Annotated in this window: 21 protein-coding genes and 1 pseudogene; 11 read left to right on the top strand and 11 right to left on the bottom strand. The window is 70.0% G+C overall.

Translation table 11 applies throughout. The annotated features are described in order from the left end of the window. Positions 1 to 129: 129 nt before the first annotated feature. Positions 130 to 426: a hypothetical protein gene (locus tag JYJ93_RS39135; protein WP_206799910.1), complete on the bottom strand. Its 297-nt coding sequence runs from the start codon at positions 424 to 426 to the stop codon at positions 130 to 132. Positions 427 to 577: 151 nt separating this feature from the next. Continuing rightward, positions 578 to 1,105, bottom strand: a complete 528-nt coding sequence (locus JYJ93_RS39140) for a hypothetical protein (protein ID WP_206799913.1) — start codon at positions 1,103 to 1,105, stop codon at positions 578 to 580. A 65-nt stretch (positions 1,106 to 1,170) separates the two neighbouring features. Between JYJ93_RS39140 and JYJ93_RS39145 the strand changes: the two genes are divergently transcribed. Continuing rightward, positions 1,171 to 3,336: a molybdopterin oxidoreductase family protein gene (locus tag JYJ93_RS39145; RefSeq protein ID WP_206799915.1), complete on the top strand. Its 2,166-nt coding sequence runs from the start codon at positions 1,171 to 1,173 to the stop codon at positions 3,334 to 3,336. 393 nt (positions 3,337 to 3,729) lie between these two features. On the opposite strand, the gene JYJ93_RS39150 is transcribed toward JYJ93_RS39145, so the two are convergent. The 3 genes and pseudogenes from JYJ93_RS39150 to JYJ93_RS39160 form a co-directional block, all read right to left on the bottom strand. Further along, a complete protein-coding gene (locus JYJ93_RS39150) occupies positions 3,730 to 4,653 on the bottom strand; it encodes a homocysteine S-methyltransferase family protein (RefSeq protein WP_269012963.1) in 924 nt (307 codons plus the stop codon). Between the two features lie 103 nt (positions 4,654 to 4,756). Beyond that, a pseudogene (locus tag JYJ93_RS40910) lies at positions 4,757 to 5,012 on the bottom strand (SDR family oxidoreductase); the annotation flags it as partial. A gap of 144 nt (positions 5,013 to 5,156) precedes the next feature. Beyond that, entirely contained in the window at positions 5,157 to 6,233 is a 1,077-nt protein-coding gene (locus JYJ93_RS39160; protein WP_206799919.1) for a lysylphosphatidylglycerol synthase domain-containing protein, read from the bottom strand. A 282-nt stretch (positions 6,234 to 6,515) separates the two neighbouring features. Between JYJ93_RS39160 and JYJ93_RS39165 the strand changes: the two genes are divergently transcribed. Together JYJ93_RS39165 and JYJ93_RS39170 are read left to right on the top strand one after the other, a co-directional pair. Further along, the gene (locus JYJ93_RS39165) at positions 6,516 to 7,502 is read left to right on the top strand and encodes a zinc-dependent alcohol dehydrogenase family protein (protein ID WP_206799920.1); all 987 of its coding nucleotides are present in this window, start codon (positions 6,516 to 6,518) and stop codon (positions 7,500 to 7,502) included. Positions 7,503 to 7,537: 35 nt separating this feature from the next. Beyond that, on the top strand, positions 7,538 to 8,305 hold the full coding sequence (locus tag JYJ93_RS39170; protein ID WP_206799922.1) for a glucose 1-dehydrogenase: 768 nt from the start codon (positions 7,538 to 7,540) through the stop codon (positions 8,303 to 8,305). 37 nt (positions 8,306 to 8,342) lie between these two features. Here JYJ93_RS39170 and JYJ93_RS39175 read toward each other — a convergent pair whose 3' ends face one another. Further along, positions 8,343 to 10,892 (bottom strand): hypothetical protein, encoded by a 2,550-nt coding sequence (locus JYJ93_RS39175; protein ID WP_206799924.1) that lies wholly within the window; start codon positions 10,890 to 10,892, stop codon positions 8,343 to 8,345. Positions 10,893 to 10,917: 25 nt separating this feature from the next. Next, positions 10,918 to 11,250, bottom strand: coding sequence for a YnfA family protein (locus tag JYJ93_RS39180; RefSeq protein WP_206799926.1), 333 nt, complete (start codon positions 11,248 to 11,250; stop codon positions 10,918 to 10,920). A gap of 135 nt (positions 11,251 to 11,385) precedes the next feature. On the opposite strand from JYJ93_RS39180, the gene JYJ93_RS39185 reads away from it, so the two are divergent. Then, a complete protein-coding gene (locus JYJ93_RS39185) occupies positions 11,386 to 12,117 on the top strand; it encodes an SDR family oxidoreductase (protein ID WP_206799927.1) in 732 nt (243 codons plus the stop codon). 60 nt (positions 12,118 to 12,177) lie between these two features. Next, positions 12,178 to 12,690, top strand: a complete 513-nt coding sequence (locus JYJ93_RS39190; RefSeq protein ID WP_242544104.1) for a YkgJ family cysteine cluster protein — start codon at positions 12,178 to 12,180, stop codon at positions 12,688 to 12,690. Between the two features lie 9 nt (positions 12,691 to 12,699). On the opposite strand, the gene JYJ93_RS39195 is transcribed toward JYJ93_RS39190, so the two are convergent. Next, positions 12,700 to 13,614 carry a TetR/AcrR family transcriptional regulator C-terminal domain-containing protein gene (locus tag JYJ93_RS39195; protein ID WP_206799929.1) on the bottom strand — a complete coding sequence of 305 codons (915 nt, stop codon included), beginning with the start codon at positions 13,612 to 13,614 and terminating at the stop codon, positions 12,700 to 12,702. Positions 13,615 to 13,747: 133 nt separating this feature from the next. Here JYJ93_RS39195 and JYJ93_RS39200 point away from each other — a divergent pair, with 133 nt between their 5' ends. The 3 genes from JYJ93_RS39200 (at position 13,748) to JYJ93_RS39210 (ending at position 15,966) form a co-directional block, all read left to right on the top strand. Further along, on the top strand, positions 13,748 to 14,938 hold the full coding sequence (locus tag JYJ93_RS39200; protein ID WP_206799930.1) for an FAD-dependent oxidoreductase: 1,191 nt from the start codon (positions 13,748 to 13,750) through the stop codon (positions 14,936 to 14,938). 88 nt (positions 14,939 to 15,026) lie between these two features. Beyond that, the gene (locus JYJ93_RS39205) at positions 15,027 to 15,404 is read left to right on the top strand and encodes a hypothetical protein (protein WP_206799931.1); all 378 of its coding nucleotides are present in this window, start codon (positions 15,027 to 15,029) and stop codon (positions 15,402 to 15,404) included. A 28-nt stretch (positions 15,405 to 15,432) separates the two neighbouring features. Then, on the top strand, positions 15,433 to 15,966 hold the full coding sequence (locus JYJ93_RS39210; protein WP_206799932.1) for a hypothetical protein: 534 nt from the start codon (positions 15,433 to 15,435) through the stop codon (positions 15,964 to 15,966). Positions 15,967 to 15,969: 3 nt separating this feature from the next. On the opposite strand, the gene JYJ93_RS39215 is transcribed toward JYJ93_RS39210, so the two are convergent. Further along, complete coding sequence (locus tag JYJ93_RS39215) at positions 15,970 to 17,118, bottom strand: BMP family ABC transporter substrate-binding protein (protein WP_206799934.1); 1,149 nt, start codon at positions 17,116 to 17,118, stop codon at positions 15,970 to 15,972. A gap of 51 nt (positions 17,119 to 17,169) precedes the next feature. On the opposite strand from JYJ93_RS39215, the gene JYJ93_RS39220 reads away from it, so the two are divergent. From JYJ93_RS39220 to JYJ93_RS39230, 3 genes are all read left to right on the top strand, one after another. Continuing rightward, positions 17,170 to 18,747, top strand: a complete 1,578-nt coding sequence (locus tag JYJ93_RS39220; RefSeq protein ID WP_206799935.1) for a hypothetical protein — start codon at positions 17,170 to 17,172, stop codon at positions 18,745 to 18,747. A gap of 18 nt (positions 18,748 to 18,765) precedes the next feature. Then, complete coding sequence (locus JYJ93_RS39225) at positions 18,766 to 20,442, top strand: amidase (protein ID WP_206799936.1); 1,677 nt, start codon at positions 18,766 to 18,768, stop codon at positions 20,440 to 20,442. A 66-nt stretch (positions 20,443 to 20,508) separates the two neighbouring features. Continuing rightward, positions 20,509 to 21,609: a PE-PPE domain-containing protein gene (locus tag JYJ93_RS39230; protein WP_206799937.1), complete on the top strand. Its 1,101-nt coding sequence runs from the start codon at positions 20,509 to 20,511 to the stop codon at positions 21,607 to 21,609. 39 nt (positions 21,610 to 21,648) lie between these two features. On the opposite strand, the gene JYJ93_RS39235 is transcribed toward JYJ93_RS39230, so the two are convergent. Then, complete coding sequence (locus JYJ93_RS39235) at positions 21,649 to 21,894, bottom strand: hypothetical protein (RefSeq protein WP_206799938.1); 246 nt, start codon at positions 21,892 to 21,894, stop codon at positions 21,649 to 21,651. A gap of 72 nt (positions 21,895 to 21,966) precedes the next feature. Further along, complete coding sequence (locus JYJ93_RS39240) at positions 21,967 to 22,368, bottom strand: hypothetical protein (RefSeq protein ID WP_206799939.1); 402 nt, start codon at positions 22,366 to 22,368, stop codon at positions 21,967 to 21,969. Positions 22,369 to 22,476: the final 108 nt, after the last annotated feature.

Genomic DNA, 22,476 nt, shown 5'->3' on the forward strand with positions numbered 1-22,476 from the left:
ATTGGACGGCAACCGGAAGCCCAAGGCAAGGCTGTTGGGGGCTCAAGTGACTCCCCGGTTGTCGGGCGGACAGGACGGATGGCGCAGGGCGTCGTGAAATCGGGGAGGCGGGACTACTCCGGAGACAACCTACGGCCGCGGAACCAGGAGTCGGATGTCGTCGAGAGCGAGTTCCGCGTGGCCGCCCATCTCCGGGTCGGGGATCAAAGCCTGAAGCGCCTGCGTCACCTCCTCGTGGTCGAGGGTCCTGTGGATCCGCGCAAGGTGGCTCAAGCTGATGGCCGCGACGCCCCTGAGCGCTGCATCCGGGTGCCTCAAGAGACGCAGGCACGCGGCCTGAACGGGCCTCCAATCCTCCGAGGACAGCGCCCATCGCACCAGCGCGTCACGGATCCGATTGTTGTCGGACGAAGCCAGCGCATCCATCGCATCCGCCTGTGAGATGGGCTTCAGCTCCTCATACTCTCGATTCACTGGCTCTTATCCGCCGCACGGAAGGTCACCCGGGACGCAATGCTTTTGCGTGCACGCGATATCAGCCGGTAGACGTGCCCCGCCTCGTCCAGGCGCTCCAGGCTCATGGAGTCGTCGTACTGATGAACTGGGCAATGCGCCAGATCTCCGAAACGAACTCGGGACCCGCGGGGCCGGTGATGACGTGGTTCCCGCCGTCCTCCCGCGTCCGCTTCCAACCGGGTTTGAGGAGGAAGTCGATTTCGATGGCGACGCCTTGCAGGGAACTCTCCTCCCAGGTGCGCGCCATCGTCGCGGCGCGGGCCAGGGCGTAGCCGCCCATCCCCGCGGAAGACTCGAACTCGTACAGGGCGAGTTCCCCCGCGAGGACCCTCTGCGTCCACACGGCATCCAACGCCCACTCCGCGCAGCACTCGGCGGTTCCATCCGTGCCCGCTCGCCATTCGCGGATGTCGAAGAGCACGTTCCGCGTCCCGAGCCTCTCAAGGGACCAGTCCTCCGCACCGTGGAAGTCGAACCAGACGGTTTCGCGGGTGGGCAGGATCAGCTCCACTTGCAGGAACATCTTCTCCCGGTCCATCCGCACGCCCGTGACCTTGGCGTCGTGGCCCGACACGTTCAGGAAAGCCATCGTGGGGAACAGTCTCGCACCCAATGGCCCCCACGCGAGGAGATGCCGGCGTAGGCTCTCCGTCCATGAGCGCTTCCGTCCACTTCCGCACCTGCAATCTCTGTGAAGCCATGTGTGGCGTGCGCATCGAAGTGGCGGACGGGCGCATCACGTCCATCAAGGGGGACGCGGAAGACCCTTTCAGCCGGGGCCACATCTGTCCCAAGGCCGTGGCGCTCCGCGACCTGCACGAGGACCCAGACCGGCTCCGCCATCCCATGAAGCGCACCGCTTCCGGCTGGGAGCGCGTGTCCTGGGAGGACGCGCTCCGCGACATCACGCAGCGGATCCATGCCATCCAGAAGGAGCACGGGCCGAACAGTGTGGGCGCGTACCTGGGCAACCCCAACGTGCACAACCTGGGCGCGATGATGTTCGGGCCCCAGTTCCTTCGCGCGCTGCGCACGCGCAACCGCTTCTCCGCGACGTCCGTGGACCAGCTTCCCCATCAGCTCGCGGCCCACCTCATGTTCGGCCACCAGTTGCTGGTGCCCATCCCGGACATCGACCGCACGCGCTACATGCTCATGCTGGGCGCGAACCCGCTCGCGTCCAATGGCAGCCTGATGACCACGCCGGACGTGCGCGCCCGGCTGCGTGCCATCCAGGAGCGCGGCGGCAAGGTCGTCGTCATCGATCCCCGCCGCACGGAGACGGCGGCCATCGCGGATCAGCACGTCTTCGTCCGGCCCGGCACCGATGCGCTCGCCCTCTTCTCCCTGCTGCACGTCGTGCTGGAGGGAAGCGCCCACCGCATGGGCCGGCTCGCGGCGTTCGTGGATGGATGGGACACCGTGCTGCCGCTCGTCCGCGACTTTCCTCCGGAGCGCACGGCGCCTCACACGGGCATCGCACCGGACGTGCTTCGCGGCATCGCCCGGGAGTTCCTCGCCGCGGATGGGGCCGTCTGCTACGGGCGCGTCGGCGTGTCCACGCAACCGTTCGGCTCTCTCTGCCAATGGCTCATCAACGTCCTCAACATCGTCACCGGCAACCTGGACCGCGAGGGCGGCGCTCTCTTCACCCTTCCTGCCTTTGACCTGATTGGAGGGCCTCGCGCGTTCGGGGTCAGCCCTGGCAGCCATGGACGCTGGAAGAGCAGGGTCCGGGGCCTGCCGGAGTCCTCTGGTGAGCTGCCCGTCGCCGCGCTCGCGGAGGAGATCCTCACCCCGGGCGAGGGCCGCATCCGCGCGCTCATCACCCTGGCTGGCAACCCCGTGCTGTCCACGCCCAATGGCACGCAGCTGGACACCGCGTTGGGACAGCTCGACTTCATGGTGAGCGTGGATCCGTATCTCAACGAAACCACTCGCCACGCCCACTACATCCTGCCGCCCGCGTCCCTGCTGGAGCGAGGACACTACGACCTCGTCTTCCACGTGCTCGCCGTGCGCAACACCGCGAAGTATTCGCCGCCGGTGTTCCCGGCCGGTCCGGACTCACGTCAGGACTGGGAGATCCTCCTGGAGCTCCAGCACCGGCTGGAGACCCTGCGCAAAGGACGGAGCGTTCGCGCGACTCTTCAATACCAGGCCCTCAAGCGGACGGGGCCGGAGCGCATCCTCGACCTGGGCCTTCGCATGGGGCCCTATGGCTCGCGCTTCCATCCGCTCAAGAAGCAGGGTCTGTCGCTCGCGAAGCTTCGCGCCGCGCCGCATGGCATCGACCTGGGACCGATGAAGCCCAGCCTGCCCGGCAGGCTCCGCAACCGCGCCAAGCGCATCCAGTTGGCACCGGAGCTGCTGGTCGCGGACGTGGCCCGTCTTCGCGCAGCGTTCCCGGACGACGCGGCACCTCGAGAAGGCGAGCTGCTGCTCATCGGACGCCGGCACCTGCGCGACAACAACTCGTGGATGCACAACGTGCTGGGGCTCGTGAAGGGCCGTCCCCGCTGCACGCTGATGGTCCATCCGGACGATGCCTCACGCATCGGGCTCGCGGATGGCGCCAACGCCACCATCCGCTCGCGAGTGGGGGAGGTCACCGTGCCCGTCGCCGTCACCGCCGATGTGATGCCCGGCGTCGTCAGCCTGCCGCACGGCTACGGTCACCAGCGTCCTGGCATCCGCCAGCAGGTCGCCAGCGCGCACGCGGGCGCCAGCATCAACGACCTCACGGATGATCAAGCGCTGGACGTCGTCAGCGGCAACGCCGCCTTCAGCGGGACACCGGTCCAGGTCCGACCAGCCTGAGCCCCCTACCCTCGGGGTGTACACCGCCGGTCCGACACAGACCCAACCGGTCCGACGGTCCGACACCAGGTTGAACCCGAAGCTCCCAGTCCTGGTCTTCCAAAACCTGTCCGACTGTCCGACAGCTTTCCGCTGCTTGGCAGGAGAGGGCCCCGAACCCGGACCTCCAAAACTTGTCCGACTGTCCGACAGCTTTCCGCCGCCCGGCTGGAGTGGTGGCCCGGCTGCGGTCCTCCGGAACTTGTCCGACTGTCCGACAGGTTTCTGGCGGTCGCCGCCGCCGGGCGGCCCTGCGGGAGTTCTCACCTTCTCATGGAGAATCCAGGTCCGAGGGCCTGGGTCCCGGCTGATGGATGCGGTGGACCCTGGCTTGCATCATGGCCAGGCATGTCGTCACTCGTGCCGCTCGCCTGGCGCTCTTTCCGTCAGGGCTCTGGCGAGCGCGGCGATGTGCCGTTCGTCGGTGCCACAACACCCTCCGAGCAGCCGCGTGCCGAGCTCCTTATGGACGCGGATCATCTCCCGCGCGAATGCGTCCGGGGTCTCGCTGTCCAGCTCCGCGCGCCCCTCGAGTTCCTCGGGCGAGAGACGGGAGGTGTTGGCCTGCAGGCCCACCACCCGCGCGTTGAGGGCAGGCGAGGCGGCCAGTTGGCGCGACAGGCCCTCTCGGAAGACCGTGGGGTGGACGCAATTCACCATGTACGCGGCCGGACGTGCGCCGGGCCGGGCGTCGATGCGCTCCACGGCTTCGGCCAGCGGGGTTCCGTCGAGCAGTGTCCCGGTGGGACGGAGGATGAAGCTCAGCAGGAACGGCGCTCCCGTGCGCGCCATCGCCAGCGCGAGGCCCTCGGCCTCCGTGAGGGCCGGCAGCGCCTGGGCCACGAGGAAGTCCACCCCGGCGCGTGCGAGCGCCTCCACGTGGGGCGCGTGGAAGGCCGCGGACTCCTCGCGTGGGAGGGCCTCCTCGGGCCGGTAGGCATCCCCGCGACACCCGACGAGCCCTCCGATGAAGACGCCCTCCCCCCGGCCGCCAATCTCATCGCGCAGGCCCGCGAGCAGCCCCACGGCCTCGCCGAAGACGTCGCGTCCGGCGAGGCCTGCTCGCTTGAGCCGTTCCTCGTTCGCGCGCCAGGTGGGCGTGAGGAGGAGCGTGGGCAGGCCGTGGCGCAGGCCGATGTCACGGTAGTCGCGGTAGATGCCGGTGAGCGCCTCGCGTCCCTCTGGATGGAAGAGGAGGCCCGCGTTGGCCACGTGCGGGTCCAGCAGCCCCGCGGGGTGGCGGCGCAGGCGCTCGACCACCGAGCCCTCGGCGAGCACCCGCGGGGCCTCATGCAAGGCTCGAAGAAATGATGCGTGGTTCGCCAGCCCACCCATCAGCGCATCCCCGTCATCGTCAGCATCCTCCGAACCTCTTCTGCCTTCAGTTGTCCTTGTCGCGCCCCGCCATGACGCCGCCATCGACATCCCAGATGCATCCTGTGACCCAGGACGCCTCGTTCGACAACAGATGGGCGATGGTCCGCGCGACCTCCTCTGGAGCGTACGATGCACCTGCTCCTTCGGGATGAAGCCCTCGTAGATGGGCGCCTTCTTGACCACAGCGGCGAAACCGCGTTGACGCGGATGCCATGGCCGGCCAACTCCATCGCCAGGTGCTGCGTCAGCGAGTGAAGTCCTCGTGGCGCTGGCCCGCGGCATCATGGCGCATGATGACCTCGCGGCCGGACGGTGGTTGCGCCTGTTCCCGGAGGTCGGGTTCCCCTCCGTGCTCGCCTCCTCCGTCGTCTCGGCCCCGAGCGACAGGGCCTGACGAACAGGACCTAGCGGTACACCGGCGCGGGCAGCACGGGCGGCACCACCGGCGCGGCGGCCGTCACCTTCGCCTTCGCGCGCCACACCAGCGGCGTGAGCGCCCCCACCAGCACGAACACCGCCTGCACCGTGTGCGCGAGCAGCGCGATGGACATCGCCTTCGCGGCCGTCGTCCCCATCGCGCCGGCCGCCAGCGAGAACATGCCGTCCGTCACGCCCACCTGCCCCGGCACCAGCGAGCCCATCGCCAGCGCCACCAGGTAGAGCCCCTGCGTGAAGAGCGCCTGGACCACCGTCGAGTCGATGCCCACCGCGTGCGCCAGCACCGCGTACTGCATCACCTGCAACACCCGGCTGCCCAGGAAGGCCATCATCGGCCGCCACGGACACAGCCCTCCGGCGCGGACCGAGGCCTGGAACGCCTCCGCGTGCTCGCCCCACTTGCCGCACCGCCTGCGCATCCACGCGCCCAGCCGCTTCGCCCGCAGCCCCGCGCGCACGCCCAGCGACGCGAGCAGCAACACGACGCCGTGCACGAGCATCGCCACCGTGAACGCGCTCCAACCCGTCATCAGATAGGCCGCCAGCGCGCACGGAAAGGAGATGAGCCCTCCGGCTCCCAGCGACGCCGACTGCGACGTGGCCGCCGCCGCCGTCGCGGACGCGCCTCCCGTGTAGGGCGTCAGCAGCGTGGCCTTCGTCGCCTCCGCCGCGGCCCGGCCCGCGGGCGCCATGCTCGACACCGCGGTTCCAATCAGCTGCGCTCGCACCAACACCGACAGGGGCACCTGCCGCGCGCGCGCGCCATAGGACAGTCGCGTCGCCGTGGCGTCGCACGTCTGGCGTCCCAATTCGATGAGCACCACCCAGGGGAGCAGCGGCAGCGCTTCCAGGAGCGTGGTCTTCAGCTCGCCGGCGCCTGCCTTGTGCACCAGGGCCCCCAACATCCCCAGGCCGCCCATCGCGAACACCGGCTTGAGGACCGTCAGCAGCCTGCGTCTCCAGACGCACGGTGAGGCGGAAAGCCCCTCCCCCGCGACGGCCCCCGGCCCGGCCAGGGCCCCTTCGTGGTGCACGTTGCTCACACTCGCCCTCCTCGCCCGTCCCCACCCACCCCACCGAGGGGTCCATTTCAGAACCTGTGCAGCCCCCACCGGCATGGCGAGGCCCGATCGTCGCCGGCCGGCAGCCTCCTCCCGCTCGCGTCCGGGGGTGGACAGAGCGCCGGGGCCGAGGGGCGACGCGTGCAGGCGGAGCGGATCCATCCACCAGCGGATGCACACCCCGCGTGGCATCACAGCGCACGCTCGGCAGCAGGGCGGAAGGCGATTAGGGTGGCGCCGCCTTCACATCGCGGGAGCAATGCCATGAAAGCAGTGCGCTTCTCGGCCTTCGGGCCGCCCCCCGACGTCGTCCAGGTGGTGGAGGAGTCCCCCGCGCCGCTCAAACCCGGCGAGGCGCGGCTGGCCGTGCTCGCCACGCCCATCAATCCCTCCGACCTGCTCACCCTCTCCGGCGAATACGGCGTGCTGCCCAAGCTGCCCGCCACGCCCGGCAACGAGGGCGTGGGCCGCGTGGTGGAGGTGTCCGGCTCCGACGCCGTGGCCGTGGGCGACCTCGTGTTCCTCCCGCTGGGCGCGGGCACCTGGCGCACGCACCTCACCGCGCCCGCCGCGCAGCTGTTGCCGGTGCCGCCGGGGCTGGACCTGCTCCAGGCGAGCATGCTGCTCATCAACCCGCCCACCGCGTATCTGATGCTGCGCCAGTTCGTGACGCTCCAGCCCGGCGAGTGGGTGGTGCAGAACGCCGCCAACTCCGCGGTGGGCCGCTACCTCATCACCCTGGCGCAGGTGATGGACCTGAAGACCGTCAACGTCGTGCGCCGCCAGGAGCTGGCCGACGAGCTCAAGGCCCAGGGCGCGGACGTGGTGCTGCTGGACACGGATGAGCTGCCCCAGCAGGTGCGCGCGGCCACCGGCGGTGCGAAGGTGCGGCTGGGCATCGACGCGGTGGGCGGCGAGTCCGCGCGGCGCGTGGGCGACTGTCTCGCCACCGGCGGCACGCTGGTGAACTACGGCGCCATGAGCGGCAAGGGCCCCAGCCTGTCCGCGGCGGCCTCCATCTTCAAGGACATCACCCTGCGCGGCTTCTGGCTGACGCGCTGGCTGCGCGATGCCCCGCGCGAGGAGCAGAACGCCACGCTCGCGCGGATGGCGGAGCTGATGGCCGTGGGCACGCTCCAGGCGCCCGTGGACGGCACCTATCCGCTGGAGCGCATCCAGGACGCGGTGAAGCGCGCGCTGGAGCCGGGCCGCAACGGGAAGATCCTGCTCACCCCCAACCCCACGGCGTGAAGCACCCGCCGCTCACACATGAAGGAACGACGATCATGAAGCGAGTCGAAGGCAAGGTGGCCCTGGTGACCGGCGGCGCGGGGGGCCTGGGCGCCGCGTCCGCCCGGATGCTCGCGCGCGAGGGCGCGAAGGTGGTGGTCACCGACCGGCGCGAGGGCGAGGCCCGCGCGGTGGCGGAGGAGCTGGGGGATGCCGGCCTGTTCCTCCCGCTGGACGTCACCCGCGAGGACCAGTGGGTGAGCGCGCTGGCGCGCACGGTGGAGAAGTTCGGGCGGCTGGACGTGCTCGTGAACAACGCGGGCATGGGCATCGTGAAGGACATCGAGGAGATGTCCCTGGACGAATGGAGGTTCGTGCACTCGGTCAACCTGGACGGCGTGTTCCTGGGCTGCAAGCACGGCATCCGCGTGATGAGGGAGTCCGGGTCCCAGAACGGCTCCATCATCAACATCTCCTCCATCGCGGGGCTCGTGGGCGTGCCGCAGTTCCCCGCGTACTGCTCCAGCAAGGCCGCCGTGCGCATGCTGTCCAAGTCCATTGCGCTGCACTGCGCCTACAAGGGCTATGGCATCCGCTGCAACTCCATCCACCCCGGCTACGTGGAGACCGCCATGGTGGAGGCGCTGGCCCAGGCCGGTGGCCAGGCGGAGAAGACTCGCGCGCGCATGCTCAAGGGCATCCCCGCGGGCCGCTTCGGTGAGCCGGACGACGTGGCCAACGCCGTCGTCTACCTGGCGTCGGACGAGTCCAAGCTGATGACCGGCGCGGAGATGGTCCTCGACGGCGGCGCCACCGCGCAGTAACGCGCGGCGGGACTCCACTCCAGGCGCCCGGGGGACGTCACTCCCAGGGCGCCGTCAGCAGCTCCCCGAAGCGCATGCCCAGGTCCACGCGGCCCACCATCGCCTGCCCCCAGGCGGTCGCCTGCGCGGCCCAGGTGGCGGGCGTGAGCCCCAGGGTCTCGAAGAGCTTCATCACGTCCCCGCCCTGCTGCATCGCCTTGATCATCCGCGCGTAGTCCACGAGCGTGGGGAAGGCGGACTCGGGGAAGAGCACCTCACGGTCCACGTCCTTCAATGGCACGCGGGGCTGGAGCGTCACCAGCAGGCGCTGCGCGTTCACGCGGGAGAGCGTCTCCTGCTGTTCGCGCTCCACGGCCTGCCGGGCCTGGAGCGCTTCGGCCTCCCGGCGCTGGGCCTCCCGTTGGCGCTCCTGGTCGCGGCGGCGGGACTCGGCCACCTGACGGTCGATTTCGCGCTGCCGCTCGCGCTCCGCGTCCTCACGCCTGCGCTCACGGCGCTCGCGCATCATCCGCAGCGCGCCGTGCGTGTCGTCCAGGAAGTCGCGGTGGATGCTGGACTCCTCCGGCGGGGACGGCGTGGCGCGCACGCGCTGCTCGAAGGCGGGGAGCCACGACTCGAAGTGCTCCAGCTCCGCGTCCAGGACGTCGCGGTTGCTGGCGTCGCGGGACTCCAGTCCGTTGCGCAGCGCCATGGCGCCCTTCGACACGGAGAGGGACGCCGTGCGCGGGCGCGTGCCCACCTGTTCCTCCGCCGCGTCCCAGAGGGCGCGCAGCCGCTTGGGCAGTGCCCCTTCCGGGACATGGTCCAGCAGCTGCTCCGTCTGGCGGTAGAGCCCTTCTGGATCCACGCGCCACCAGCTCAGGAAGCGCACGAGCGCGTCCGGCTCCACTTCGCACTGGAACTCCCACAGGCGGTCGCGCCAGGCCGCGAAGGCGGTGAGCAGGGCCGCGCGCTCGGCGGGATGGGACTGGAAGCGCCGCCACACGGCTTCGACGAACAGCTCGCTTCCATTGAGGGAGCGCCAGGAGCGCACCACGCGGGACAGCGGCGTCACCAGCAGGTGCTGGCCCGGCCCCTCCCAGACGGCCATCAGCAGCCGGCCGGCGTGACCGGGGTCGGGGTGCGGCTCCGTGCTCCGGCTCTCCGGAGCGAGGCCCAGGTGCCGGGTCCTGGAGGGATACATGATCAACGCTTCCAGCAGGGCCTCGCCGCTGTACGCGTCGCGGGCCCAGTCGTTCAGCCGCCGCTGTTCGTCCACGCCCGAATGGTGGAGGAAGCGCGCGAACGTGGATTCACCGAAGCACGCGGTGCGGTCCTTCGTCGTGCCCCGGTCGATGGCGTGCATGGTCTCCTCCAGGAAGGCCCACATCGCCTCGGACTCTTCCTCCTCGGGAGGCTCGGGGTCGTCGCGGGGCGGCGTGGCGGCCCAGTTGAAGAAGTCGAGCGCGGTCTCCGCGGGCAGGTCGCTCAGCACCGAGCGCGCCCAGCGGGCCCACCGCCGCTGGTCCTCCTGCCCCCACTCGCGGAAGGGGCGGCGCTTCGCGAAGGAGAGCAATTCGTCCGCGAGCGACCCGACCGTGCGCAGCGACACGGTGAGCAGCGCCTCCAGGGCGCCCTCGGGCGGAGGGGTGGGGAGCTCGCGCAAGACCTCCTTGGCGAAGGCCGCGTCGCCGTCCCGCTCCAGGCGCGCGAGCAGCCGGCGCGAACCCCACTGGCTCAAGGTGCGCCGCGCGAAGGCGGCGACGTCCGCGTCGGAGGAGTCCAGCGCCTGGGAGACCTCCATCTCGTCGCGAAGGCACAGCGCGCACTCGAAGCGGACCTCCAGGTCGGAGCCATACAGGCCCCGGTGCAGCGCTTCGGTGACGTTCGCGGGCGCCGGCGCATGCGACGCCCGCGTCCAGGCGACCGCGGCGCGCGCGGACAGCTCCGGCACATGGAGCACGCCCAGGGCGAGCGTCCGGATGCGCTCGCGCTCCTCGGGGCTGAGCCGCGGGTCGAGGCCGTTGCGCCAGCGCGTCATCGCGAGCATGGCCTCCACCGCCACGCGGCCCTCGCCGTGCAGCACCTGGTTGCTCACGGTGAAGCGGGCCTCCCGCGACCAGGAGCCCTGGTGCACGCAGGCAAGCGCGGCCAGCAGGCGCAGGGTCGGATCCGGAGACTTGTTCGCCAGCCACTCCACCGAGTCCGGCATGGGGCTGAAGGGCGCGAGCATCTCCTCCAGGGCGGACTCCTCGATGGGCAGTATCACCGCCCACGAGTCCTCCAGCTCCCGCGTGAAGCCGCGCTGGATGAGCAGGGGCTCGATGCGCCGGGCATCTTCCGCGAGGCGCAGCACCGCGCCCCACTGCCGTGCGTAGCGCGCCTCCAGCACCGCGACCTGGGCGGGCTCCAGCGCGGCGGTGCGGGCCGCCAGGGCGAAGCGGTCCACGCCGGACTTCACCAACGCGCGCGCGGAGCCATAGCGCTCCAGAGGGATGGCACCACAGAGGCAGTGCGGGCACGCGGCATCAGCGGGGATGAAGCGGATGCACCCGGGGCAGCGCACTTCGGTCCCCTGGCGCACGCCGCTGTCGAGCAGGGCGGACATGCCGTGTGTCTACCCCGGTCCGGGACTACCTGCGAGGCGCCAGGACGATGATTGCCATCCCGGTCAAAGCCACCAGGGCCCCCACGATGTCCCAGGTGCTGGGCCGCTCTCCCTCCACGACCCACAGCCACGCCAGGGCCACCGCGATGTAGACGCCTCCATATGCGGCATAGGTCCGCGCGGCCCCCGTGGGGTGGAGCGTCAAGAGCCATGCGAAGGCGGCGAGGCTCACGGCCGCCGGGACGAGGAGCAGCGGAGACCGCCCCTCGCGCAGCCAGAGATAGGGCAGGTAGCACCCCACCACTTCGGCCACGGCGGTCAGGACGAAGAGGCCCAGGGCTCGCAGGAGGATGAGCATGGGGCCCTTCGTTCCATGGCGTGAGGCGCGCCAGCAAGCGCATCCGCGGGGGGCGGTGGGAATGATGCCCTTCCGCTGCATGGCATTGCCAGCCGTCCCTGTGCCATCCGTATGCCTATCCAGGGAGGCACACACATGGGCGCATTGGACGGGAAGATCGCGGTCGTCACGGGCGGAAGCACGGGCATTGGCTTCGCCATCGCGGAGCGCTTCGCCAGCGAGGGCGCGGAGGTGGTCATCGCCGGACGCCGGCAGCAGCGCCTGGAGGACGCGGCGGCGAGGATTGGCCGGGGCGCCCGGGGCGTCGTCACCGACGTGGGCGATGACGCGCAGGTGAAGCGGCTCATCGACTCCGTGCCGCGCGTGGACCTGCTGGTGACGTGCGCGGGCGGGGCCGTGTTCGGGCCGGTGGAGGGCGTGCCCTCGCAGTCGTGGCGGGCCCTCTTCAACGACCGCTTCTTCGGCCAGCTCTCCGCCTGCCATCACGCCGTGCCGAAGATGGCCCCGGGCAGCGCCATCATCCTGTGCTCCGGCATCGCGGGGCACACGGCCCTGGTGAACTACTCGGGAGGCGCGGGCCTGTGCGGCGCGGTCAACGCCATGGGCCGCTCGCTGTCCGTGGAGCTGGCGCCCAGGGGCATCCGCGTCAACGTCCTGTCCCCCGGCCTCACGCGCGACACCGCCATCGACTGGGGTGTCCCGCAGGAGCAGGTCCCCGCGTTCCTGGACGCGCTCGTGAGCAAGGTCCCGCTCAAGAAGCCGGGCACCGTGCGCGACATGGCGGACGCGGCGTACTTCCTCGCCACGTGCGCGTACGCCACCGGTCAGGTCATCGACATCGACGGCGGCTGGACCGCCGGGGCTTAGCGCTCCGAAGGACGAATGCGCCGGTGCCAGAGGAGCGATAAACCTGTCGCTCCGATGAGCATGTCAGACGAAGCGCGCCGCGCACTGAAGGCGGTCTACGCACGCGTGGAGGCGCGTGCGGCGGACATCTCCGGCTCCCATGACTGGTGGCCCTGCCGCCGGGGATGTGATCACTGCTGCCGCCACCTGGCCGCGCCGCTCCCCATCACGCAGCTGGAGTGGAGCTACCTGGAAGAAGGGCTCCAGCAGCTGCCCGCCGAGACGCTGGAGGAGATCCGCACCCGCTTCGACGCCATGGACGCACGGCCGTACACCTGCCCGCTGCTGGACCGGGAGATGGGGGCGTGCCGCGTCTACGCGCACCGGCCCTTGGCGTGCCGCTCGTACGGCTTCGCCGCCACGCGCGACGGCGGCCTCTTCTGTCACTTCATCCTGGACCTGGTGGGAAGGCACGGCGACGCGGACATCGTCTGGGCCAACCAGGACGCGCTGGAGGACGCGGTGGCGCGGCTGGGTGGAGCCGCGCGCCCGCTCCCTGAATGGTTCAGGGAGCTGAAGCGCCGCGAGCCGTGAACCTCCGGCTCAGCGTGCCCGCTTCGCGAGCCGCGCCTCCAACCCGTCGAGCCACACGCGCAGACCCATTTCGAACAACTCGTCGAAGTCGAGGTCGAACCCCGGGCGCAGGCCGCTCAGCACCCTCTCGAAGTGCGGGAAGCGCCCCGACGTCGCGACCCGGAGGAATCGGGACAGGTTGCGCTGCATGAACTCCTCGTCGTTCATGCCGGACTGCGCGACGGCGTCCGCCTCGGATTCGAGGTTGACCGCGATGCCCTGCACGAACGCGTGGAGCAGCACGTGGACGCGCATCGCCTCCTGCGGCGGGAGCCGCGCCTCCGTCAGCGCCCGCATGACCCAGTCCGCGAACGCGAGCGCGTTCTCCTGCGGCTGGGGCCGCGTGAGGTTCACCACCCGCGCGAGCCAGGGATGGCGCTTGAAGACGCGCCACTCCAGCCTCGCGGCCAGCTCCAGTTGCGCGCGCCACCCGGGCGGCGGCTTCGCCGGCAGCGGTTCCTCCGCGAACGCGAGCTCCGCCATCATGAAGAGCAACACGTCCTTGCTCGCCACGTGGCGGTAGAGCGACATCACGGGCAGCTCCAGCTTCGCCGCGACCCCGCGGATGGACAGCGCCGGCAGGCCTTCGTCATCCGCCACCGCGATCGCCGCGCGCACGATGCGCTCGCGCGTCAGGTCCGCCGAGGCCCGCGTGGCGCCAGTCCGGGACGGCCCTCCCGCGACGACCGTCCCGACGCGCGGCACGGTCTTCACCACGCCCTCCTGCGCCAGGGTCCGCAGGGCATGCGCCGCCGTCGCGAGCGCGACCTTCCACCGCCGCGCCAGCTCCCGCGTGGAGGGCAACCGGTCCCCGGGCTGCAACGCACCGGTGCGCAGCTGCCGCTTCACGTCGTCCACGATGCGTTGATACGGAGCGAGGGCCATGGGCCCTTGTACTAGTACAGGAGCCCCGGCGACACCGGCCCGGCCCCGGGCGCTCCCCCTGAGCTAGCACAACCGGAGACCGCGCCAGGGGTGCCGTTGCCGGGGACGGACGCATGCGTACAGCGTACGCATCATGAACCGACCCCACGTCCTCGTCGCTGGAGCAGGAATCGCAGGCCCGTCCCTCGCATGGTGGCTCTGCCGGCGAGGCTGGCGGGTCACCGTCGTCGAACGCGCCCGCGCGCTGCGCACCGGCGGGCAGGCCGTTGACTTCCGGGGGCCCGTGCACCGCGCCGTGCTGGAGCGCATGGGGCTGTGGGAGGCCATCCACGAACGGCGGACGCGGTTGGGCACGCAGGCCTTCATCGACGCCACGGGCCGGACGCTGACGGAAGTCCCCGCGTTGATGATGAGCGGAGACGTGGAGCTGCAACGCGGCGACCTCTGCCAGTTGCTCTTCACGCGCACCCGCGAGCAGGTGGAGTACCGCTTTGGGGACAGCATCACCGCGCTCCACGAAGCGCCCGATGGGATGGAGGCCGTCTTCGAGCAGCACGCCCCCCAACGCTTCGACCTGGTGGTGGGCGCGGATGGATTGCGCTCGAACGTGCGCGCGCGCGTCTTCGGTGAGGATGACGGTCACCTGAAGCACCATGGCTACCGCGTCGTGGGCTGCACGCTGCCGAACGTGCTCGGCCTGCGGCGACAAGGGGTCATCTACAGCGAGCCCGGCCGCGGCGTGTGCGTCACCAGCGCCCGCGCCGAGGACGAAGCCCGCGCGCTGTTCGTGTTCACCGGCGCGCCCCTCGCGTCCCAGGTGCGTTCCCCGGACGTGGCGCGCGAAGCGGTGTCGACGGCCTTCGCGGGCGCGGGCTGGAGGACGGCGCGGCTCGTGGAGTCGCTGCGCGGAGCGGAGGACCTCTACTTCGACGCCATCAGCTCCGTCCGGCTCCCACGCTACTCACACGGCCGCGTGGTGCTGCTGGGGGACGCGGCCTGGGGCGGCACGCTGGGAGGACAGGGCACGCCCATGGCGATGGTGGGCGCGTACGTGCTCGCCGGGGAGCTGCTCTCGAATCCGGGCGCGCACGCCCGGGCCTTCGCGCGCTTCGAAGAGCGGATCCGGCCCTACGCGGCGAAGTGCCAGGAAGGCGCGAGCCACGTGGGCGGATTCTTCGCGCCCCGGACACGGGCCGGACTGTTCCTGCGCAACCACATCTATCGACTGCTCACCACGAAGCCACTGGAGCGCGTGTTCGAGAAGATGGTCACCCACGCGGCCACCGGGTTCGTGCTGCCGGAATACGCGGATGCCCTTGCCTGACGAAAACTAGAGGCCACCCGTCCCGAGGCATAGAACCAGAACGCCTGGAACATCCAGAATCATCATTCTTCCAGGAAGAGGAGTCCGCATGAAGAAGACAGGAATGATGTTGGGTTTGTGCGTCGCGATGGGCCTCTCCACCGCCAGCTTCGCCGGTGAAAAGTTCAGCTATCCGGTCGCGGTGGACACCACGAATCAGACCTTCAGCGGAAGCATGGGGACGGCCCGCAACAGCACGGACACCCTGCAGATCCTGTCCTGTTTCTACTCGACCAGCTTCGTCAGCTGCTTCGCGCAGGATGACTCCGGCGTCAGCGCGAGCTGTTTGTCCACCGACGCCGAGTTGGTCGCGACGGTCCGCGCGCTGGGCTCGGATTCGTACCTGCAGGTCAATTACGACAACGCAGGGACGTGCACGAGCATCATCGTCGGCGCCGGTTCCTACTTCGAGCCCAAGCAGCCCTGAGTCTCCCGCGTTGAAGGCGACCCGCGCCATGATTCCACTCAGCCGCACGCTCGTCGTGCTCAACCTGATGTTTTTTGGCGCGGGGCTTGCGCTCTTCGTGCAGGGCCAGCGCGCCTCCGACAGCGCCTGGGAACTCGAGACCCGCTTGGAGCGGATGGAGGGCCGCCTCGATTCGTTGCTCGCGCAGCGCCAGGGTTCCGCGGTGGCGCGGTCCGGTGCGCCCGCACCCACGGCGACGCTGCCTCCGGACCTGGACGCGCGCATCGAGCAGGCCGTGACACGCGCATTGCAGACCCAGGCCTCCAACGCCGCGCCCCGGGAGCCCCCGGCACCGCAAGAGTCCCCCGTGCCGGACGCGCGAAACGCCGAGGCCTGGGCCCGCGTCAACGACATGGCGGACCGGGCTCTCGCCGCTCGTCGGTGGGGAGCTGCCCAGGCGCGTGAGCTGTCGGCGGCCGTGCCCAAGCTCACGCAACAGCAGCAGGTGGACGTCCTGCGCCGGCTCAGCGTGGCCATCAACGAGGGCCGGTTGAAGGTGGAGACGCGCGGCCTCCTCTTCTAGCGGCTACCGCGCCTCCGCCGCCTGAGCGGCGTCGGGCTGCGTGGGCACCTTCAATTCCCCGGAGATGATGCGGGCCCGCAGCGCCTCCACCGTGCGCAGCGCCTCGTCCTTGCCCGGGAAGTCCAGCCGCACGGGCGAAAGCCCCATCCCGCCCTCCTTCAACCCGAGCGAGACATTGCCGCCCTGGAAGCGCCCCTGGCGCTGCTCGCGGATGGCCTCGTAGACCACCAGGTCCACGTGCTTCACGACGGCGGACAGCACCGCCTCCGGCGCCAGGTGGGAGGGGTCCGAGTCCACGCCAATCACAGACACGGGCTTGCCGGCTTCGCGCGCCTCTTTCACGGCCTGGATGGCGCCCAGGCCGTCCACGCCGGCCGCCGCGAAGATGACGTCCGTGTTCTTGAGCAGCAGGTCCTGCCCCACCTGCTTGCCCAGGGCGAAGTCCGTGAAGCTACCGGTGTAGTTCACCAGCACCGTGGCGCTCGGGTTCGTCGCGGCCACGCCCGCGCGGAAGCCGGCCTCGTAGCGCTGCACCAGCGGAATCTTCATCCCGCCCACCATGCCCACCCGGCCCGTCTTCGTGACGAGCCCGGCCAGCGCGCCCGCGAGGAAGCAGCCCTCCTCCTCGCGGAAGACCACCGTGCGCACGTTGGGCAGCGTGATGACCCGGCCCTGCGCGTCCAGCAGCGGGCTGTCCACCAGCAGGAAGGGCAGCGAGGGATTGCGCCGGGCCACCGTCTCCACGGCGTTCTCCAGCATGAAGCCCACGCCCATGGCCAGCGACACGCGCTGCTCCGCGAGCAACTGGAGGTTCGGCTCGTAGTCCTCCGCCACACGGCTCTGGAGGACCACCGGCGTGATGCCCAGCGGGATCATCTCCCACCCGCGCGCGGCGACATCCGGCGCCAGCGAGTCCTTCCGCTCGGACGCGGGGACGTCCTGATATCCAGCCTTCTCGTACTTCTTCCCCGCGGCCCACAGCTCCAGCCCGCGCAGGGCGGAGTCGTTGAAGGCGTGGTCACCCCGACCGCCCAGCCCCAGCACCAGCCCGATGGTGGGCGTGGCAGGCGCGGCGGGCGCATCCTTCTTGCAGCCAGTAGCGGCCACCCACAGACACAGGACGAGGGAAACGATTCGGCGGCGCGGGCTCATGACGCCGCGTAAGGTATCATGCGTCTGCTGGCGCTCCCTCCAGGGTGGACAATGCTCTACTACTTCAAGTGTCAGAAGTGCCTGAACACCAGCGGCATCTTCCTGGAGAGTGAGCTGCCCGGCGACATGCCGACGTGCAACCACTGCACGAAGGAAGGCGGAACCAGCAAGGTCGACAAGCTGGAGACGATGGCCTTCTTCTTCGGCTGCGCTGACTGCAAGGGCCAGTGGATGTACTCCGCGCCCAGCACCTACTCGCAGGAGAAGGCGAACCGGCCGGACTGTCCGACGTGCGGACACAACCGCTCCATCTTCTTCGTCCCGCTGACGACGGGCGCCAACAAGGCCCAGAAGCGCAAGAAGGCCGGACTGCTCAACCCGGCACGGCACGACGTCAGCGGCTCGCTCGACATCGCTCCCGAAGCGACCGTGGTGAACCTCAAGCGGCGGCGGCTGGAAGATGGCTTCCAGGACGAGGCCCCCACCTTCAGCGTGAAGCCCGTGGAGGACGATAACGCCAAGGCGCGCATCGACACCGAGCGGGCCTACCGCAAGGTGAAGAAGCGGCGGCAGGACTACGACACGAAGTTCGGGGCGCTGGCGAACGCGCAGAACCCGAAGACGACCACCACCCATCCGGGCCGGGTGGTGTCACTCGCCCAATACAATACCCTGCTGACCCACCGGGAGACGGTCGACAACGTCAGCTATCCCCGCTTGAGCCAGTCCGCTCCCACGGTGGTGAACGCCGCGAAGATCGTCGGCCGCGACGCCGTCTGGGATTACCGCGAGCTGGGCCCCAACTCCTTCATGCGGCGGCTGTGCACGCTGCTCTACACCATCGACTTCGGCGGGGACTCGATGAACCCCGTCGAGCTCCAGGCCATGTGGGCGAATGGCTCGCTCTACATCTCCTCCAACAACTACTCCTACGGGCTGGAGCTGGAGAACTCGCTGGGCACGCACGGGACGCTCAAGGCGCTGATCGGGCAGATCAAGATTGGCAGGACGGGCGCCGGGTCCATCAACTCCTCCAAGCGCAACCTGAAGAAGACCCACACGGATCGCCTGCCGGCCTACAAGGCGGCCTTCGTCGCCAACACCGAGGCGGCCTACTCGGAGTACTTCCAATATCAATGGAAGTACATCTTCACGCAGCTGCGGGCGTCGCTGAACTGCGCGAACCACCAGGTCCTCACCATCACGAAGAACGGCGACGACTACACGGACTGGACGGCGCCCGCGGTGGCTTCGGGCCGCGTCTACCTGGTGGTGCCGGAGCAGGGCCGCGGGACCTTCACGAAGAAGGACATCCACGCGGAGCAGATGTTCTATCCCATCCTCATGGACCTGGACGCGCGGGGCCTGTTGAGCGAGGCGTCCCCCGCCTTCATCGGTGGCGTGAAGACGCCCTGCCGGACCTGCTACGAGGTGCTCCAGGCGGCCTCCGGCGCGCTGGGCGACAAGCTGGTGCTGCCGACGGATGCCTCCGGCCACTACTGGGAAGCCTCCGGCATGCACGTCCCGGGCACCGTCTTCCCCCCAGCCCATCAGACGATGGTGTTTGGCAAGCCGGGGTCGGACAAGATCTTCGACACGGAGGTGCCTCCGTCTCCCACGCGCAGCTGACGCGTTAGTCTGTGGGCCATGACCTACCGACGCGCTCCCGTGAAGGCTCCCCGGCTCTCCGGCATGGCCCTGAAGGCCATGGTCAACACGCTGGAGCGGGGCGGCGTGGGCCCGGCGCTGGTGGAGAAGTTGATGCGGGACAGCGGCATCGAGCAGTGGCGTGAGCTGTCCGCCGGCGATGCTCCGCCCGTCCAGTACCCGCTGCCTCCCGGTGCGCCGCCTTCCGAATCACAGACACCGGGGGAGCAGGCCGCGCGCGCCGCCGCCGCTTCGCCCGTGACGCCGAAGCGGGAGACGGTCGCGGCGTTCGCTCGGGCGTACCGGGACGGGAGCACGGATCCGGTGGTGGTGGCGCGCAAGGTCCACGAGGCGATTGAACGGCTGGACGGCGGCGCGGACCGCCTGGGGCTCTTCATCGCTCGCAAGCCGGAGGAGGTGCTGCGGGCGGCGGAGGCGTCCGCGGAGCGGCTGCGCGCTGGGATGCCGTTGAGCGTGTTCGACGGGGTGCCCGTCGTCATCAAGGACGAGCTGGACCTGGCGGGCTTCCCCACGACGCTGGGCACCACGTTCCGCAAAGAGCCGGCCCAGGCCGACTCCACCGTCGCCGCCCGGTTGAAGGCCGCGGGCGCGGTCATCCTGGGCAAGGCCAACATGCAGGAGATTGGCATCAACCCCATCGGGTTGAACCCGCACCACGGCGCCGCGCGCAACCCGTGGAACCGGGGCCACATCACCGGCGGCAGCTCCAGCGGCTCCGGAGCCGTGGTGGCGGCCGGCCTGTGTCCGGTGAGCATTGGCGCGGACGGCGGCGGCTCCATCCGCATCCCCGCCGCGCTGTGCGGCGTCGTCGGGCTCAAGGCCACCTGGGGCCGCATCCCGGAGACGGGCGTGCCGCCGCTGTGCTGGAACGTGGCGCACGTGGGCCCCCTGGGCCTCACCGTCGACGACGTCGCGGCGGCGTATGCGATTGTGGCCGGACCGGACGGACACGACGTCGTCGCCCGGCAGCAGCCTCCGCACCACCTGTCTGGCCTTGAAGACGGCGCGCTGAAGGGCATCCGTCTGGGAATCTGCACGCCTTATTTCGAAGACGCGGACGCGGACGTGGTGTCCCGCTGCCGCGAGGCCGTGCGCGCCCTCACCGACGCGGGCGCCACGGTGGTGGAGCTGCCCGCGCCGGACCTGAACACGATTCTCTGGACGCACAGCTGCATCATCCTGAGCGAGATGGCGGAGGCGATGCTGCCGCAGGTGAAGGCCCGCGCGTCGGTGTTCGGGCTCGACTCGCGCACCAACCTGGCGCTGGGGCGGCACTTCCTGGCCACGGACCTCATCCACGCCCTGCGGCACCGGCACCGGCTGACCCGCGAGCTGCTGGCGCTCATGGCGGACGTGGACGTCATCGTCACGCCGACGACGGCCAGCACCGCGCCCGCCATCCCCGAGGCGACGCTGCCGGCCGGAGAGTCGAACCTGCCGGTGGTGGACGCGCTGATGCGCTTCATCCGCATGGCGAACCTCACCGGCTGCCCTGCCCTCTCCGTGCCCGCGGGCTTCGACCGCGCGGGCCTGCCCGTGGGCGTGCACCTCATGGGGCGCCCCTATGAGGAGCACCTGCTCTTGCGCCTGGGCCGCGTGGTGGAGCGCGCGGCGGAGCACCGCACGCCGGGCATCCACGTCAACGTTCTGGCCTGATCGGGGCAACTCCTCTTCTCATCTCCCGATAACCTTCTCGAACCGCGAGCACGGAAGGTCCGGGACATGTCCATCGACGGAGTGGGAAGAGGCGGAGTCCGGCAGGTGACGCCGCGCGCCGTGGAGGGACAGACCGGCCCCGTGGCGAAGAACGCGCTCGCGCGTCCGCTGGCGACCAAGGACGTCTTCGAGGCGAAGGGCGCCCGGTCCTCCACCCCGGGCAGCGCGAACCTGCCGCCCATCCAGTCCAACACGGGCACGGTGCAGGCCGGCACGGTGCAATTGGATGAGGCGACGAAGGTGGCTCGCGGCGCGCTGAAGATCGACTCGAACGCGGATCCGAAGACCTACGACGGCATGTACCTGGGCTCGGACGGCTACGCCTATCCGCCGGACAAGTTCTCCGTGTCGGAGGTGCCGCCGTTCAAGCCGGAGAAGCCCATCGCCTCCCCGACGCCGACGACGTACCACGTCAACGGCATCCTCACGCAGCCGCAGGGCGACGGGAACGCCACGGGCGAGGCCCAGAAGCTGGCGAACGAGTCCGGCACCAACGTGGTGCCCATCTACAACGCGACGGAGGGGCTGCCCGCGGACGTGACGCAGACGGGCCTGGACCGGCTGGGGCTGGGGGACAACAAGGCGGCCCAGACGCTGGCGGACGCCATCTACCGGGACCTGCAGGCCGGCAAGAAGGTGAACGTCACCGGCTACAGCCAGGGTGGCGCCATCGTGTCGAGCGCGCTGCGCGACGTGGACAACCGCATCAAGGACGACATGGGCGGCTTCTGGGGGAACCTGCCTGTCTTCGGAGACGGCAACCGTGACAAGCGCGAGGCGCTGCTCGGCAACATCAACGTCTCCACCTTCGCGGGCGCGGGCAAGACGTTCCCGGACGGGCCGAACTACACCTTCTACGTGAACAAGCAGGACCCCGTGCCCACGTGGCTGGGCACGCACGCGTTCAACCCGGTGACGGACATCGTGAGCGGCATCGCGTCCGGTCTCTTCCCCGGCATTGGCATCCTCAACGGCGGCCCGTCCATCCAGTACCCGGAAGGCGCCACCATCCACACCTTCGACTCCCCCGGGAACGGCGAAGTGTTCGCCCTAGATGGCAAGCACGGCATCGACACGTACCTGAACAACATCCAGGACGCGGTCTGAAGCCACCGGGGCGCGGTGGCGCCCCGGGACGAAGCACGCCTATTCGCCCGTGGAGCACTTCCGCGGGCAGCTGGCGCCGATCAACTCACACCGGTCGATCTGCGCCTGCGTGGTGGCGTTCTGCAGGCACCGGCTCAGGTTCACGCTGCAGGCCTCCAGGCACGCCTCGACGGGATCCAGCGCCTGCTCCGTCTGCTGGAGGTCCGCGCCTTCCTCCGCGGCCGGGCCACCACAGCCCATCAGCAGCCCCACCGCCCACAGTCCGGCAACAATCGCAGCTCGCATGCGTCTCTCCTGGTTTGGGGGTTCAACAGCCCTTCCAGGATATCGCCGCCTTGAGCGCGAAGGGGACCGGCCTCACGCGGACGCGGGCGCCTGCTCCTCGTTGCGCATCCGGTTGGGACGGCGCTCGGGGACGGGGGCGACTCCGCCCACCCACTCCCAGTCCATGCCGTTCCATGACTGTTCACACCAGCGCAGGTCCGTGGCCAGCTCGCGCGCCTTGGTCCCGTGGGCGATGAGCGCCCAGCCCAGCCGGGACTGCTTGCACTCGCCGCTCTTGAACTTCAGCAGCCGGCGCTGGCCCTGGGCCTCGGCGCGCTCCGCCTCCCAGAGCGCCTGGTTGCGCAGGCCGTCGCCCTGCGCATCCACTCCGTTCCACTCACACCACGCCTGCACGTCCTTCAGTCGGACCAGCTTCGATCCCCGGGAGAGTTCCGTCACGGCCGCGACGAGAAGGTCGGGGGTGATGACACGCATGCGTTGGGGCCTCCGTTACAGAGCAGCGAAGGACTCCAACGTACAGCGTAGGAAATGGCGGAAGGCCTCAGCTCCTCCATGCGTTTGTCATGGTTCTGTCATGAAGCC

Origin of the sequence: Corallococcus sp. NCSPR001, from assembly GCF_017309135.1 — a bacterium.
Lineage (GTDB): Bacteria > Myxococcota > Myxococcia > Myxococcales > Myxococcaceae > Corallococcus.

Coding starts and splice junctions, on each gene's coding strand:
- JYJ93_RS39135 (WP_206799910.1), bottom strand. CDS start 426: ATGGATGCGCTGGCTTCGTCCGACAACAATCGGATCCGTGACGCGCTG.
- JYJ93_RS39140 (WP_206799913.1), bottom strand. CDS start 1,105: ATGGCTTTCCTGAACGTGTCGGGCCACGACGCCAAGGTCACGGGCGTG.
- JYJ93_RS39145 (WP_206799915.1), top strand. CDS start 1,171: ATGAGCGCTTCCGTCCACTTCCGCACCTGCAATCTCTGTGAAGCCATG.
- JYJ93_RS39165 (WP_206799920.1), top strand. CDS start 6,516: ATGAAAGCAGTGCGCTTCTCGGCCTTCGGGCCGCCCCCCGACGTCGTC.
- JYJ93_RS39170 (WP_206799922.1), top strand. CDS start 7,538: ATGAAGCGAGTCGAAGGCAAGGTGGCCCTGGTGACCGGCGGCGCGGGG.
- JYJ93_RS39175 (WP_206799924.1), bottom strand. CDS start 10,892: ATGTCCGCCCTGCTCGACAGCGGCGTGCGCCAGGGGACCGAAGTGCGC.
- JYJ93_RS39180 (WP_206799926.1), bottom strand. CDS start 11,250: ATGCTCATCCTCCTGCGAGCCCTGGGCCTCTTCGTCCTGACCGCCGTG.
- JYJ93_RS39185 (WP_206799927.1), top strand. CDS start 11,386: ATGGGCGCATTGGACGGGAAGATCGCGGTCGTCACGGGCGGAAGCACG.
- JYJ93_RS39190 (WP_242544104.1), top strand. CDS start 12,178: ATGTCAGACGAAGCGCGCCGCGCACTGAAGGCGGTCTACGCACGCGTG.
- JYJ93_RS39195 (WP_206799929.1), bottom strand. CDS start 13,614: ATGGCCCTCGCTCCGTATCAACGCATCGTGGACGACGTGAAGCGGCAG.
- JYJ93_RS39200 (WP_206799930.1), top strand. CDS start 13,748: ATGAACCGACCCCACGTCCTCGTCGCTGGAGCAGGAATCGCAGGCCCG.
- JYJ93_RS39205 (WP_206799931.1), top strand. CDS start 15,027: ATGAAGAAGACAGGAATGATGTTGGGTTTGTGCGTCGCGATGGGCCTC.
- JYJ93_RS39210 (WP_206799932.1), top strand. CDS start 15,433: ATGATTCCACTCAGCCGCACGCTCGTCGTGCTCAACCTGATGTTTTTT.
- JYJ93_RS39215 (WP_206799934.1), bottom strand. CDS start 17,118: ATGAGCCCGCGCCGCCGAATCGTTTCCCTCGTCCTGTGTCTGTGGGTG.
- JYJ93_RS39220 (WP_206799935.1), top strand. CDS start 17,170: ATGCTCTACTACTTCAAGTGTCAGAAGTGCCTGAACACCAGCGGCATC.
- JYJ93_RS39225 (WP_206799936.1), top strand. CDS start 18,766: ATGACCTACCGACGCGCTCCCGTGAAGGCTCCCCGGCTCTCCGGCATG.
- JYJ93_RS39230 (WP_206799937.1), top strand. CDS start 20,509: ATGTCCATCGACGGAGTGGGAAGAGGCGGAGTCCGGCAGGTGACGCCG.
- JYJ93_RS39235 (WP_206799938.1), bottom strand. CDS start 21,894: ATGCGAGCTGCGATTGTTGCCGGACTGTGGGCGGTGGGGCTGCTGATG.
- JYJ93_RS39240 (WP_206799939.1), bottom strand. CDS start 22,368: ATGCGTGTCATCACCCCCGACCTTCTCGTCGCGGCCGTGACGGAACTC.